The organism is Corynebacterium sp. sy039, from assembly GCF_007904105.1.
Classification (GTDB): domain Bacteria; phylum Actinomycetota; class Actinomycetes; order Mycobacteriales; family Mycobacteriaceae; genus Corynebacterium.
Map to the genome: position 1 here is coordinate 1,282,494 of NZ_CP042325.1, position 13,630 is coordinate 1,296,123.

General features: G+C 45.3%; 13 protein-coding genes. 4 read left to right on the forward strand and 9 right to left on the reverse strand.

Annotation, left to right across the window (positions count from 1 at the left end; translation table 11 throughout):
* Positions 1-15 precede the first annotated feature (15 nt).
* From dxs to dut, 4 genes are all read right to left on the reverse strand, one after another.
* The gene (gene dxs, locus FQV43_RS05815; protein WP_146339422.1) at positions 16-1,935 is read right to left on the reverse strand and encodes a 1-deoxy-D-xylulose-5-phosphate synthase; all 1,920 of its coding nucleotides are present in this window, start codon (positions 1,933-1,935) and stop codon (positions 16-18) included.
* Positions 1,936-2,086: 151 nt separating this feature from the next.
* Positions 2,087-3,346 (reverse strand): class I SAM-dependent RNA methyltransferase, encoded by a 1,260-nt coding sequence (locus FQV43_RS05820; protein ID WP_146339424.1) that lies wholly within the window; start codon positions 3,344-3,346, stop codon positions 2,087-2,089.
* The gene (locus FQV43_RS05825; protein WP_146339426.1) at positions 3,346-4,185 is read right to left on the reverse strand and encodes a DUF3710 domain-containing protein; all 840 of its coding nucleotides are present in this window, start codon (positions 4,183-4,185) and stop codon (positions 3,346-3,348) included. The genes FQV43_RS05820 and FQV43_RS05825 overlap by 1 nt, the downstream gene beginning before the upstream one ends.
* Positions 4,186-4,251: 66 nt before the next feature.
* Positions 4,252-4,731: a dUTP diphosphatase gene (dut, locus tag FQV43_RS05830; RefSeq protein ID WP_371710867.1), complete on the reverse strand. Its 480-nt coding sequence runs from the start codon at positions 4,729-4,731 to the stop codon at positions 4,252-4,254.
* Between the two features lie 265 nt (positions 4,732-4,996).
* Between dut and FQV43_RS05835 the strand changes: the two genes are divergently transcribed.
* Positions 4,997-5,431 (forward strand): iron chaperone, encoded by a 435-nt coding sequence (locus FQV43_RS05835; protein WP_144273007.1) that lies wholly within the window; start codon positions 4,997-4,999, stop codon positions 5,429-5,431.
* A gap of 129 nt (positions 5,432-5,560) precedes the next feature.
* The gene (locus tag FQV43_RS05840) at positions 5,561-6,049 is read left to right on the forward strand and encodes a DUF3093 domain-containing protein (protein WP_144273008.1); all 489 of its coding nucleotides are present in this window, start codon (positions 5,561-5,563) and stop codon (positions 6,047-6,049) included.
* A gap of 118 nt (positions 6,050-6,167) precedes the next feature.
* Here FQV43_RS05840 and FQV43_RS05845 read toward each other — a convergent pair whose 3' ends face one another.
* Positions 6,168-6,461 (reverse strand): DUF4193 domain-containing protein, encoded by a 294-nt coding sequence (locus FQV43_RS05845; protein ID WP_144273009.1) that lies wholly within the window; start codon positions 6,459-6,461, stop codon positions 6,168-6,170.
* 333 nt (positions 6,462-6,794) lie between these two features.
* Between FQV43_RS05845 and ppgK the strand changes: the two genes are divergently transcribed.
* On the forward strand, positions 6,795-7,547 hold the full coding sequence (gene ppgK / locus FQV43_RS05850; protein WP_144273010.1) for a polyphosphate--glucose phosphotransferase: 753 nt from the start codon (positions 6,795-6,797) through the stop codon (positions 7,545-7,547).
* Positions 7,548-7,798: 251 nt separating this feature from the next.
* Positions 7,799-9,370: an RNA polymerase sigma factor gene (locus FQV43_RS05855; RefSeq protein ID WP_146339428.1), complete on the forward strand. Its 1,572-nt coding sequence runs from the start codon at positions 7,799-7,801 to the stop codon at positions 9,368-9,370.
* 80 nt (positions 9,371-9,450) lie between these two features.
* On the opposite strand, the gene FQV43_RS05860 is transcribed toward FQV43_RS05855, so the two are convergent.
* The 4 genes from FQV43_RS05860 to FQV43_RS05875 form a co-directional block, all read right to left on the reverse strand.
* Entirely contained in the window at positions 9,451-10,773 is a 1,323-nt protein-coding gene (locus FQV43_RS05860; RefSeq protein ID WP_146339430.1) for a DUF418 domain-containing protein, read from the reverse strand.
* A 182-nt stretch (positions 10,774-10,955) separates the two neighbouring features.
* Entirely contained in the window at positions 10,956-11,492 is a 537-nt protein-coding gene (locus FQV43_RS05865; RefSeq protein WP_144273013.1) for a DUF4190 domain-containing protein, read from the reverse strand.
* Positions 11,493-11,669: 177 nt separating this feature from the next.
* Positions 11,670-13,379 carry a DEAD/DEAH box helicase gene (locus FQV43_RS05870; RefSeq protein ID WP_146339432.1) on the reverse strand — a complete coding sequence of 570 codons (1,710 nt, stop codon included), beginning with the start codon at positions 13,377-13,379 and terminating at the stop codon, positions 11,670-11,672.
* Complete coding sequence (locus tag FQV43_RS05875; RefSeq protein WP_144273015.1) at positions 13,376-13,615, reverse strand: DUF3039 domain-containing protein; 240 nt, start codon at positions 13,613-13,615, stop codon at positions 13,376-13,378. The genes FQV43_RS05870 and FQV43_RS05875 overlap by 4 nt, the downstream gene beginning before the upstream one ends.
* Positions 13,616-13,630 lie beyond the last annotated feature (15 nt).

The window sequence follows — 13,630 nt, forward strand, 5'->3', positions numbered from 1 at the left end:
TTGCTCCCGACATTATTATTTCATTTCATCAGCCCACTTCTTGATTGAGTCAGCAATTCCAGCAGCATCAAGACCTACTTGTTTTAATAATTCGTTGCGGCTGGCATGCAAAGGGAAAAATTGTGGGAAAGCCAAATGCCGCACCGGTATATCACTATTGGCCTCAGCAAGGGCTTGAGCAAATAATGATCCCACGCCACCATGCAACATAGCATCTTCCACAGTGACGATGAGGTCATATTGCTGGGCAAAAGAAACCAGATCAGTGGATACAGGAATAACCCAGCGTGGATCGACGACAGTAATGTTTAATCCAGAATGAGCAAGTTCACTGCATGCGGCCATGACATTTGTTGCCATCGCTCCAATGGCAACAATCAAAATTGCTGGAGATGTTTTCTTGCTTTCTGCGGTTTTTTTATCATCGTGGCAAGAAGAATGAATAATCTCTGCACCGTCGCTCAGCACTTCTATTGCTGGGATTTCCTGAGGTAAATCTCCTTTAGGAAAACGCACAATTGTAGGTGCTGGCACAGTGACAGCCTCTCGGAATAGTACCTTGAGCTGGGCACCATCACGAGGAGCAGCGACCCGTACTCGTGGAATCAAACCTGCTATTGCAAAATCCCACACACCATTGTGGCTTGCACCATCAGAGCCGGTAACTCCTGCACGGTCAAGCACTAATGTTACTGGTAAGTCTAAGAGCGCAACGTCCATGAGCAGTTGGTCGAAAGCTCGGTTGAGGAACGTAGAATATAACGCAACCACTGGATGCAATCCTGCTAGAGCCATTCCTGCAGCAGAAGTCAGCGCATGTTGCTCAGCAATACCGACGTCAAAAAAACGCTCTGGGTATTTCTCTCCAAAAGGAGCCAATCCTGTAGGACCAGACATTGCCGCAGTGATGGCCACAATATCTTCTCGTTCTTGGCCAAGGGCAAGAAGTTCTTTGCTAAAGACCTGAGTCCAACCAGGATTCTTAGCACCAATTGGCTCTCCAGTCTTAGGATCAATGACACCGGTAGCGTGCATAAGCTCTGCTTCATCATTTTCTGCAGGTAAATATCCGCGCCCCTTCTCGGTAACCACATGAACAATAATCGGCCCGTGATAGGCACGAGCATACTGCAAGGCTGATTCCACAGCCCCAACATCATGACCATCCACAGGACCGACGTATTTCATGCCTAAATCAGAAAACATTTCTGTTGGAATAACAGTGGATTTGACGCCTTCTTTTACAGCATGGAGTGCCTCAAAGGCGCGTTCGCCTAACCAACCTAAAGACTTAAGGGTTTCTTTTCCTTGCGCCATGAGTCGGTCATAGAGTGGTTGGGTACGTATTTTGCGAAGTCCTGCCAGGTTTTCTGCCAAACCACCAATAGTTGGGGAATAGCTACGGCCATTATCATTGACGATAACCACGACATTGCGATCTTTTCCTGTGGCGATGTTATTGAGTGCTTCCCAGCACATACCACCAGTAAGCGCCCCATCGCCTACGACAACAGCTACGTTACGATCATGCTCACCTTTAATCTGGAAGGCTTTTGCTAAACCATCACCATAGCTAAGAGCAGCAGATGCATGAGAAGATTCTGTCCAGTCATGTTCGCTTTCTTCACGACACGTATACCCCGACAATCCATCTTTTTGCCTTAATGTATCAAAATCGGCAGCGCGACCAGTTAAAATCTTGTGCACATAGGATTGGTGAGAAGTATCAAAAATAATTGGATCATGTGGTGACTCAAAAACACGATGTATAGCTACACTCAACTCCACGACGCCAAGGTTAGGACCTAGATGTCCACCTGTTGCAGATACTTTTTCGACAAGAAAATAACGTATTTCATCAACAAGTGTGGCGATTTCCTCAGCTGTTAATGCTTTTAGATCCGCCGGAGAGTTAATTCTGCTGAGAATTTCCATGCTTTACGTTGAGCATCCTTCCATCATGTTTTTGCAATGTTTTTGCGCCACACGTACTTTTTATTCTTTTCCTTTATTTATATTCATTACATTCATTGCCACATCTTACTCCTTGTAGCGTGAAGTGACGCAATCGCTCTTAAGCTATTGCTCAATCCTGCTGTGTACCAGGCTCGATAAGTGCTAAACACTCAAAATGATGAGTTGCCGGGAAAGCATTAAAGAGCACTATTTCGCATACTCGATAACCACCAGCTATCCATGCCTTAAGATCGCGAGCGAAAGTTGCAGGATCACACCCAATGTGGATTGCTAGTTGAGGAGATGCTGCAGCAATAGCAGACACAACATGATCACCAGCACCTACTCGCGGTGGATCCGAGATCACAATATCAGGACTAGGTAATTGTCCTAGTGCTTGTTCTACTGGCATCGAGTGGAAGACAACATGGGAATTGTCATCGCCTTCCTCCTCAAAAGCACTCTCGCCTGCGCGTACAGATTGCGCTGAGGCCTCTACAGAATGAACAGAGACAGCTGTGTCTACAGCATCGAGTATCCCCGGTACAAAAGCACCCACGCCACCATAAAGATCCCATGCAACAAGGTGATTACTGTGCTGTTTTTGTTCACACCACGTGCTAATCCATTGCTTAATCTGGTGTGTATAAGCGGTAGTAGCATTCTTATGCGCTTGCCAGAAAGCAGTAGCAGGGATCGTAAAGTTACGTTCTTCCTCATCCCCTACATACTGCACAACAGTGTCACTACCAGCTATTACTTTTGTAATCTTTTCACTGCGTCGTCCGCGAGGTGCTTTAGAGATTTCGACGATACTACGCTGTCCTTCATCATCAACAACCACAATCACTTCTGATCCAGGTGTAAAACGATAAGAGGTGATGTCGTCAAGCAATCCTGGTACTGCTTGAGAGCATGGATAGTCTGTCACTACTTCCCGAGAATGCACAAGGCGCACCCCGGCGCGACCTTGTGTATCTGTACCGAGACGCATACGAGTTCGCCACTGTGTTGTGAGACCAAAATCATGCACAGAAATTGGTGGGAGAGGATCTATCTGGGCAAGTCTAGAGAGTTGATCTCGCAAAATTTGTTCTTTAAGTTCTAGTTCCTTCTCTGGTTTCACAGCACTCAAGTCGCAGCAGCCGCCTCCATGCTGCGCTGCTTCACAGCGATGCTTCGTACGCAGAGCAGAGGGTACCTCTATGTTGAGCAGCTGTGCACGGGCAAAGTTTTTCTTCTTTTGCGTGATCTCCACAAGGACTTCGTCGCCAGGAAAGGCACTTTTTACAAAAACGACCTGTCCGTCTAGGAGGCCGATCCCTTCCCCACCATGTGCCATGCGCTCAATGCGCAACGTATGGCGGGTACCCTTTTCATATGTAGTCATTACGTGTTTTCCTGCGCCTGATTGTGGTTTGCTTGACGACGCTTAAGCTCAGCTTGTACTTGCTGAGCAAGAGCTTCTGGCAACCCTACAGGAAGTGGTTCTCCTGCCATAATCGGTTGTGAACCGCGATACACAAATGTACGAGCAATTACTTCACGCGCCAACTCAACCATTTCTGACTCGTACTCTACGGGGCAAGCTACTGTTATACGCAACATCCAGCGTGATTTTTCTACGCCGATGACACGAACGACCCCCTTAGCATCTGCTGCCCGACCGACGACTTCCCGCCCCCACGGTCCCATATGTATTTGGGCAGTCAATCCATCGTTGCGCATTCCCTCTGCGATTTCTTTAGCAGCTTTACGCCATTGTCCACCGGAGGTAGGAGCAGCGAAAGCTGCCGGAGTTAATCTGCCATAGGGGGTGAGAATATGCAGCATTTTGGGTCCTTGGTCATTCATCTCAACTTGCACCTCTGCATCTTGAGGCAGAGTGATAACCATTGAACCGAGATTAAGGGCATGTCCACCAAAATCTGAAAAATCAAAGTCCTCATATTTCATGCTGTCGCCGTCGAAAGGCCCTTCAGCACCGAGATGGAAAGTTTGTTCCGCTGTTTCTTGCACGTTCTGGATGTCTGCGTCAGCTTTGTCTTTACGCTCTGTATTCTCTGCTGCAGTTACTGCATCTGATGTGCTTGTTCCCTCTTGGGGCTGTGATTCAGCGGAATCAGTTAATGACTCGGGGTGGTTCTTCGTCGTACGTTCGCTGTGAGCATCAGGATGATTATCAGTCTTTTCCTGGTTCTTATCCTTAAAAAAACGCCACAATGCCATAATGTGCTCCTTAACTTATTGTGGTTCTAGCATGCCAAAAGCAAGTGCTGTACTGCTGTTTTTATCTCACTTGATCCCTGTGGAACCATAACCATCTGCACCACGTACAGTGGCATCTAATTCATCAACTTCGATAAAATCAACGAGTTCTACTTTCTGAACCACTAACTGTGCAATACGTTGTCCACGCTCAATTTCAATAGGTGTATGCGGATCAAGATTGATCAGGCATACTTTTATCTCTCCACGATAGTCTGCATCGATAGTGCCTGGAGTATTAACAATGCTTAGTCCTTCTTTCCATGCGCGACCTGACCGGGGATGAATTAACCCAACGGTTCCCAGTGGTAGTGCAATGGCAATTCCTGTCCCAACTAAAACACGTTGACCAGGTTCAATGCTAATAGTTTCTGTAGAGTACAAATCAACTCCAGCATCGCCACGATGGGCGCGAACCGGAATAGGTAATTCTGTATCAAGACGACGAATCTGGACTGAGTCTATCTTCTGGTTTATTTTCTGATCTTTTTCCATAGCATTATTCATAGCACTTACTACCTTAGCGCTTGTCGCTTATGCATATCATGTTGAGCATAAACATGAACCATATCAGCAGCTCATCAGTTGAATTACGCAAAATATAAAAGATCCCGACCCGCTATAAGCTCGACATGATGTCGACGTTAGCGCTACCTACTGTGCAAGCGTTGAACCAACTGTTTTTCTCAAAATCAGATAATCTAGCATGTGATTGTGTTTCTGATAAGCGTTTAAGAAGCGCAGAAGATCACGTAAAAGGAGCAAAAGAATAATGGCTGTACAGCACTGGCAGAATGGTCAAGATTTAGCAGAGTTCTTCGCCCCCGTACTCGAGCGTATAGCCGATGAACAGCAACGGCGTCTTGCGCTCGAGGTACTTGAGTGGGTTCATAACGCCTATCCGCAATTGGATATCCGCATAGCATGGAATCAGCCTATTTTTACACACCACGGAACTTTTATCATTGGCTTTTCCTATGCCAAACACCATATGGCTGTTTCGCCAGAACAAGCTGGAATTGCTAAGTTCGCTGCGGATTTTGACAAAGCAAAACTCTCTCATACCACAATGTTAGTTCGTGTCCCTTGGCCTAGTGCCAAGACTATTACACAAGCGCATTGCGATGATATGGCTGTAGAACTAATCGGGAAAATGATTGAATTCAATATAAAAGACAAAGAAGGATACAGTAATTTTTGGCGTTAAATCTTCGCTATCGCCGGTAACTCCTATAGAGCCTCTAAGAGCAATGATTCTGTAGGGTTCAAGTGTGTTGCCAAAAACATTCTTGTTGATCGTTTTTGCCTCATTCATCGTTAAAGTAGACTAAAAGACGTGACTGAATTAGATAGCCAGCAGCCAAAAGTTATTTATACGGAGCGTCAATGGGTTCCCTGGTATTGGTGGCTCATTGCTGTTTTTATTGTTGCGCTATTAACTGCGCAATGTGCGCTCAATCGTAGTGTCCTGTGGTTATACATTCCAGCAATCGTCTTGAGCATTATTGCGGTATGGGTATTGCTTACACTGTCTAATACTCGCATCCGCATTGAAGAAGATCCTGATGGTACGAGGTGGCTTGTCTCTGGTCAAGCTAATCTTCCGCATACAGTTGTATCGCGTTCCATAGCTGTCCCTGCTACTGCAAAACGTAACGCTATGGGTAGGCAACTAGACCCTGCTGCCTATATCATTTCACGTTCTTGGGTGCCAGAAATGGTCATGCTTGTTCTTAATGACCAAGATGATCCTACCCCTTATTGGCTGGTTAGCTCACGCAATCCAGAAGCATTACTTGCTGCTTTTATCCCCAAAGTCCCCTAGGAACGATCCTTAGAAAAATGCTGCGGTGAAAACAAAATCCTCTCTAGAGCATTCTTGAGAGGATCATTATTTTTTATATGTGGTTATATGTGGCTGCACTTAGCATAATCAACCAGTTCTATGCGCAGTCCAAACAGATGACTGAGCCATCATCTTCGACATGCGAGATTCGATTACGACGTTGCACGAGGAAACAACTTGAACATGTAAACTCATTCTCTCGACGAGGAACTACCTCAACCTCATTTTCCTCACCAGACAAGTCCATTTGTGGGATATCGAATGATTCAATAATCTCCCCATCGTCGTCGATGCCACTAGTAGATACCTCTGCAGCTTTGAGTCCTTCTAAAGAATCAATCTCTAGATCATCTTCTGCACGTCGACGAGGTGCATCGTAATCGGTTGCCATGAACGTTTTTGCTCCTTAACGATTAAGTCTAAGGCGAGGATATTCCTTAAACTTATATTTTTTCTAAGCTTCCTGACGCAGCATAGTAAAACATATACAGGCGAATCATATTCATATGACACGCTATGCTCGCTATATGTCTCCCTGTCACTGTATGTCACGCCCTAAAATATAACACTGGAGTTATTTTCGCAAAACCTGCTTTTATCTGTACGTTTATCCACTAATAAAACACTCCATATCAGCACCATGTATTGATTACTATCACTCACATACCGCGCTAAGAATAAAAAGCAATGAATATTACTTTGAGCAATGTTAAAATTTGACTCTATGACACGAGTTGGATTTGGCATTGATGTCGGCGGATCTGGTATCAAAGGAGCCAAAGTAGATCTTGATACTGGTCAGTTCATCGGCGAACGCATTAAAATCACTACCCCGCAACCAGCTTCTCCTGCAGCGATTGCACAAACAGTTGCTCGCATTGTCGATCAAGCACAATGGGATGGTGACCTAGGGATTACGCTGCCAGCAGTCATCAAGGAACAGACCGCTTTGACTGCAGCTAATATAGATTCCTCATGGGTTGGCGTCGATGTCCAAAAATTATTTACCGACCATCTTGGTAAACGCACTATTTCCGTGCTTAACGACGCCGATGCCGCAGGTCTTGCTGAAGTAGCTTATGGTGATGCACAAGCGCGGCAAGGATTGAGCATTTTACTTACGTTCGGTACCGGTATTGGCTCTGCAATTCTCGTTAATGGCACTCTTGTGCCCAACACAGAATTGGGACATTTGCTGATAGGGGAAATCGAAGCTGAAAAATTAGCTTCCTCTGCTGTAAAAGAACGAGAAGATCTTTCATACACCAAGTGGGCGAAACGAGTAAGTAAAGTTCTCAAAGAATACGAACGGTTGTTTTTCCCCTCAGTTTTTATTGTTGGTGGTGGCATTTCTCGTAAATCGGAAAAATGGGTGCCAAAATTAACAAATTCTACCCCTGTTATCCCAGCTCAGTTGCGTAATACTGCAGGAATTGTGGGGGCTGCATTAGCAGTAGAAAAAGCTCTTAAGCCTTAAAGTTTCCCTGTTTTTCAGGCCAGTTCAACGCATAGTTTTTATAAATGTTTTATAATGGCACTTTGATTGTGAACATGAGCATTTCTAGCATCTAGGCATAGTCATTCTTCCATGATTGTTTGTTATATAGATTGCATAGTTTTGTTCATGTTCTACACCGTTCAACAAAGTTAACTCAGTTTCTTAACTTATAGTGACCGCAGTTATTTTGTGACACGCAATATTCATCCTCCGAAGGCGAAAGGGCGTACGTGGCAGCCACTGAAAATGCAGATTCTTCAGCTACAGCTCCTACCCGTAAAGCTGTGAAGAAGACAGCAAAGAAAAGTACGGCAAAAAAGACAGCACGTAAGGTAACTCCCCGTGCTGCTACTTCAGTAGACGTTCTCCAAGATCTTTCTGTTACTGCTACTACAGAAGATCGCTCTGCAGCCTCCGACGCTGCAGATGCTTCAGAAACACGCACTCCTGCGAAGAAAACCAGCAAGCGTAGCGTCAAATCTGCAACGAAGAAAACGGCTAAAAAGACTGCACGCAAAACTGCTAAAAAAGCTACCCGCAAAGCCACAAAGATAGCTGCCGAGAAACCGCAAGCACCCGCTAACGAAGAATCCCCTACTAAAAATGAAGCTGAGCAAACATCTGAGTTTGATATCGATGATGCTCCGCTTACTCTAGAAGAGGATAATGATGAATTCTCCGATGACCTCGATGTGGGTCTGGATGAGGAAAACTTCGATCCTGACCTAGACGATGACCTTGATGAAGGTGAATCTGAGGTTGGGCTTGACCAAGATGAAGATGATGAAGAGCATACTTCTGCTGTCTGGGATGAGGATGAATCCAAAGCACTACGCCAGGCTCGTAAAGACGCAGAACTCACTGCTTCAGCAGACTCTGTACGCGCTTATCTTAAGCAAATTGGTAAGGTTGCACTGCTCAATGCGGAGCAAGAAGTCTCACTCGCCAAGCGAGTTGAGGCTGGTCTTTATGCTACGTACCGCATGGAGCAAATGGAAGAAGCCTATAATAATGGCGATAAAGACGCTAAGTTAACACCAGCAGTCAAACGCGATTTACGTGCTATTGCTCGTGACGGCCGCAAAGCGAAGAACCACTTATTAGAAGCAAATCTGCGTCTTGTTGTTTCTCTTGCTAAGCGCTATACCGGACGTGGCATGGCTTTCCTTGACCTCATTCAAGAAGGTAATTTGGGTCTTATTCGCGCTGTAGAGAAATTTGACTATACCAAGGGATATAAATTCTCTACCTATGCAACCTGGTGGATTCGCCAAGCAATTACCCGTGCTATGGCTGATCAGGCTCGTACCATTCGTATTCCTGTTCACATGGTAGAGGTCATTAATAAACTTGGTCGTATCCAGCGTGAGCTTCTTCAGGATCTTGGTCGTGAGCCAACGCCACAAGAGTTGGCCAAAGAAATGGATATCACCGAAGAAAAAGTTTTAGAGATTCAACAATATGCTCGTGAACCTATCTCTTTGGATCAGACCATTGGTGATGAAGGTGATAGCCAACTTGGTGACTTTATCGAAGATTCAGAGGCCGTAATTGCAGTCGATGCTGTTTCTTTCACGTTATTGCAAGATCAACTCCAAGATGTGCTTCATACTCTTTCTGAGCGTGAAGCAGGTGTCGTAAAACTGCGTTTTGGTCTTACCGACGGTATGCCACGTACCTTGGATGAAATTGGTCAAGTGTACGGTGTTACCCGTGAGCGTATTCGCCAAATTGAGTCGAAAACTATGTCAAAACTACGTCATCCTTCTCGTTCTCAAGTTTTACGCGATTACCTCGATTAGCCTCTCCAAAAAATCAAGCAGCATGGGGACTTCCCTTTTTCAAGGTTTCCCTATGCTGCTTTGGGTTTTATGGCTCAACGTTACACAACAGTGGTAACTGGCTGTTCCTTGTGCTTTTCGACGTATCGGGCAAAGTCAAACTCTGACTCTGTGCGCTGATACTCTAATGCTTTAATCTGCTCTAAATCTGAAAGCACGAACGTAGTATATGCCTTAGGTTTTCCATAACCAATCTTTCGATGCAACCACTCAAACGGACCTGGTTTCTTTAGTTTCTCTAAAATACCGGCAATGATGAGCGTCGCTAGCCATACCCCAAATGCTATTGCCACAAGTTTCCATGCCGAAGCATTGACTCCTTGATGCAGCGTATATTTATTGACAATGATAAAAAAGAAGACAGATTGCAAAAGATATCCGCTCATCGAGCGCTTTCCTAAAGCAGTAAAAGGTTTCATCCATGTTTGTGGTTTCTGATCAGTAGTAATGCGATCAAATAGCAAAGCAAGTAGTGCAAGAAAACCAGGACCGGTAAGTACGCCCAAAGAACTATTGAGCTCTCCCCAAATATCGTACCCTGGTATCACGCCAATCATCGACAAACCCCAAGGCAACCCAATACCAAAAACAATAACTACATAAATAACAGCCCATACGTATAGATGCCGTCGATAACGATCAATACGTGTGAGTACATTTCGTCGTGCAGCGACAAATCCCAGTATAATCACTGGTCCAAATGAAAAAAGAGCAGCCGGAACTCGGATAAAACTACTTACTACCACAATCAAACCAAAAAGTAACTGCTCAGGATAACTACCCGGTCCGCCAACAAGAGAAGGATCATCAACGATAGCTGTGCTGTTGTTCCAATCCAAGAAGAAAATTATATTGCCAACAGTGATAATGCTGATGAGCGCGAAAAAAATACCAGCAATAACAAGCAACCACTTATCTGACAAAGAAATCGTAAAAGAAAGCAAAACAGCTATTCCACCATATAAGAGCATGATGTCGCCACTAAAAAGAAAAATAGCATGAAGAGCGCCAAAAAGCGCCAAGAAAGCATAGCGTCTAATAAGCACCATACGTGCTTGCGACAAACGCGCTCCTGCTTTAAGCTCACGCATCAGAATAAGACCAATTCCGTAGCCCAATAAGGTGCTAAACATTGGCAGTCCACGTACATGCGCAAACATGGCGGCGAGCACAATTGTCACTTTATCTAAGGTTTGTTGTATTCCTGCCTGATAATGAATAGCTCCATAATCAGTGACGCTAAGCCTGTTATAAAAGCCGTCGTCGTAATAGCACCAGATTGTGAGTACGTTTGCAATGGCAATACCAAGTAATGCTAGACCACGAGCAAAATCAGGAAGAAGAAGTCTTGTTTTTTGGTTCATTATTTATCGCCTTATCCACTCGGTTTAGCTACTTCACTGCACTCAAATACTCAAACAGGGGCAGATTTATAGCTTCCATAGCTAACACCTGCCCCTCTTATCTTCTGAAGATAATGTTCTTCTTGTGCCTACTCAGTAATGTGACACGAGTAAAAGCACGAACACTCCATCACTTGCTCACATTAGCCGTTCACATAGTCATCGATAGTTTTTTCGATGCACTGATCAAGTTCTTGCTGGGTGGAAGTAATGTCATCGCAGTGTTGTACCTCATCTTTAATGCCGAGAACGAACATGGTGAAAAATACTGCCACGATAGCAGTAATAATGAGAGAAATGATTGATGTCACGAGTCCGGTAATCGCCATACCTTTGCGCTTTTGATCGGTATCAGACATTTTCGCTGCTTTTCGTAGCGCAAGGATGGACAACACTAAGCCAGCAATAGGCAACAAGATGGTCACACCGAGGAATAGTGATGCGATACCAATACCCATCGCCCAAGGTGCGAGAGCGTTTACTTCTGGTTGCCTGTAAGAAGCGGGATAACCGCTAAGTGGTTGTGGTTGTGCTGCTGAATAAGGAGAATAGGTGTTTGCATCTGTTCCTGGTGTAATACCCTGAGCACCATTTTCCTGATACTGCGTATAACCTGAGGCTGTACTGCCATTCGATTCCTGATTAGGTTGTGGTGTTCCAGGAGCATAGGGATTACTCATAATTCTTTGCGTCTTCCTTAATCTGTATCTATATGCCTATGATTTTTATTCACTCGAAGTGGAAAAAACATCTACTGCCATAGTAGGGCAACCTGAAAAGTACCGCAGCTATCATCATCACTTCGTTATTATTTTGTTATTAGAAAACACTTATAGCTTTAAGTTAATAAAAGAATTTTACCAACGCCGTAAGTAGTCAATCCGAGCCCGCAATTGCTCAGCAGAACACATCGCAGTCGGCGGCCCACCACACTTTTTTCGCGCCTCCGTATGAATAGCCCCATGCGGTCGCCCAGTACGCGAAGCAGTAATGGCAACCAAAGCGTTGAGCTCTTTACGTAGCTTTGGAATTTCTTGACTCGTCACCTGAGACTGTGCACCCTGCATTTTCTGAGCTTTTCGACGCTGCTCTTCCTCTTTTTGCCGCCGCTTATCTTCAGCTTGGCGAGCATCTAATTGCGCACTCTGACGTTTATTGAGCAACGCCCGCATTTGCTCTGCATCAAGTAAACCCGGTAACCCAAGAAAATCCGCTTCTTCTTCCGAACCGACACGTGTACCAGTTCCATACGAAGAGCCATCATAAATCAACGCATCTAACTCTGCTTCTGCCCCAATCGACTCATAAGCAGGCAACTCATCTTTATGTGTCTCTTGTTTATTAGCTGCTGCCAATAATTCATCATCCCACCCTTCTTTAGGCCGATCAGGTTTGCCAAGAACATGATCACGTGATGTTTCTAATTTTGCTGCTAAGTCAAGCAAGACTGGCACTGACGGTAAAAATACTGATGCAGTTTCACCTTTTTTCCGCGAACGCACAAAGCGCCCAATCGCCTGGGCAAAGAACAACGGCGTAGAAGAACTTGTAGCATAGACGCCTACAGCAAGACGAGGCACGTCAACCCCTTCAGAAACCATACGCACAGCGACCATCCACTCATCAGTGCCATCAGAAAAATCCTCAATCCTTTGTGAGGCACCAGTCTCATCAGACAAAATAACTGACACAGGCGTAGACGACAATGCTTCTAAAATTTTCGCATAAGCACGAGCTGTTGTCTTATCAGTTGCAATCACCAAGCCACCTGCATCAGGGATATGCTTGCGCAGTTGCATTAGCCGAGTATGAGCAGCACGAAGGACTGCAGGTATCCAATCACCACGAGGATCAAGAGCGGTTTTCCATGCACGAGCTGTTTGCTCAGCATTGAGCGGTTCACCTAAGCGGGCAGCATACTCTTCCCCAGCACTTGTACGCCACCGAGCTTCACCCGAGTAAGCAAGAAAAACCACAGGGCGCACTACCCCATCTGCTAGTGCGTCTGCATACGCATAAGTATGATCCGACTGCGAGACTAAGTGTCCTTCGCCGTCTTCTTCATAGCGAACAAACGGAATGGGAGAATCATCAGATCGAAACGGAGTACCAGTAAGTGCTAAACGTCGCTCAGCATCAGAATAGGCTTCTCGAATTCCATCTCCCCAGCTTTTTGTATCACCGCCATGATGAATCTCATCCATGATCACCAATGATCGCTTTGCCGTGGCAATGCTGTAATGCTTATAAGGGTGCATTGCCACCTGCGCATAGGTAACAACAATTCCGTCATAATGCGGGTTTACTGCATCAGTGTTCTTAAACTTTGGATCAAGAGCAAGCCCAACTCGCGCAGCAGCTCCCGACCACTGTTGCTTAAGATGCTCTGTAGGAACGACCACGATTACCCGATCCACGGTGTGTTGGGTTTTCAGCTCAGTTGCTACTCGCAATGCAAAGGTTGTTTTTCCCGCTCCAGGTGTTGCCACAGCAAGGAAATCACGTGGATTGGTCATTAAGTATTTGCTGAGCGCCTTGCGCTGCCAGGCGCGAAGGTTATCACTCACTTCTTACGTAGACCTCGATAGATTCTCTCGCAATCTGGACATACAGGTGATCCTGGTTTGGCTTGTTTTGTTACTGGAAAAGTTTCACCGCACAAGGCAACAACCATTTTCCCTGAAATGGCAGAATCAACTATTTGGTCTTTTTTGACATAGTGGAAAAATTGAGGTGTATCGTCCCCAGTGCTGATTTTTTCCCGAGTATCCGGACGTTCCAGTGTCTGCGTTGAAGTGCTCACCTCATCTATAATGCC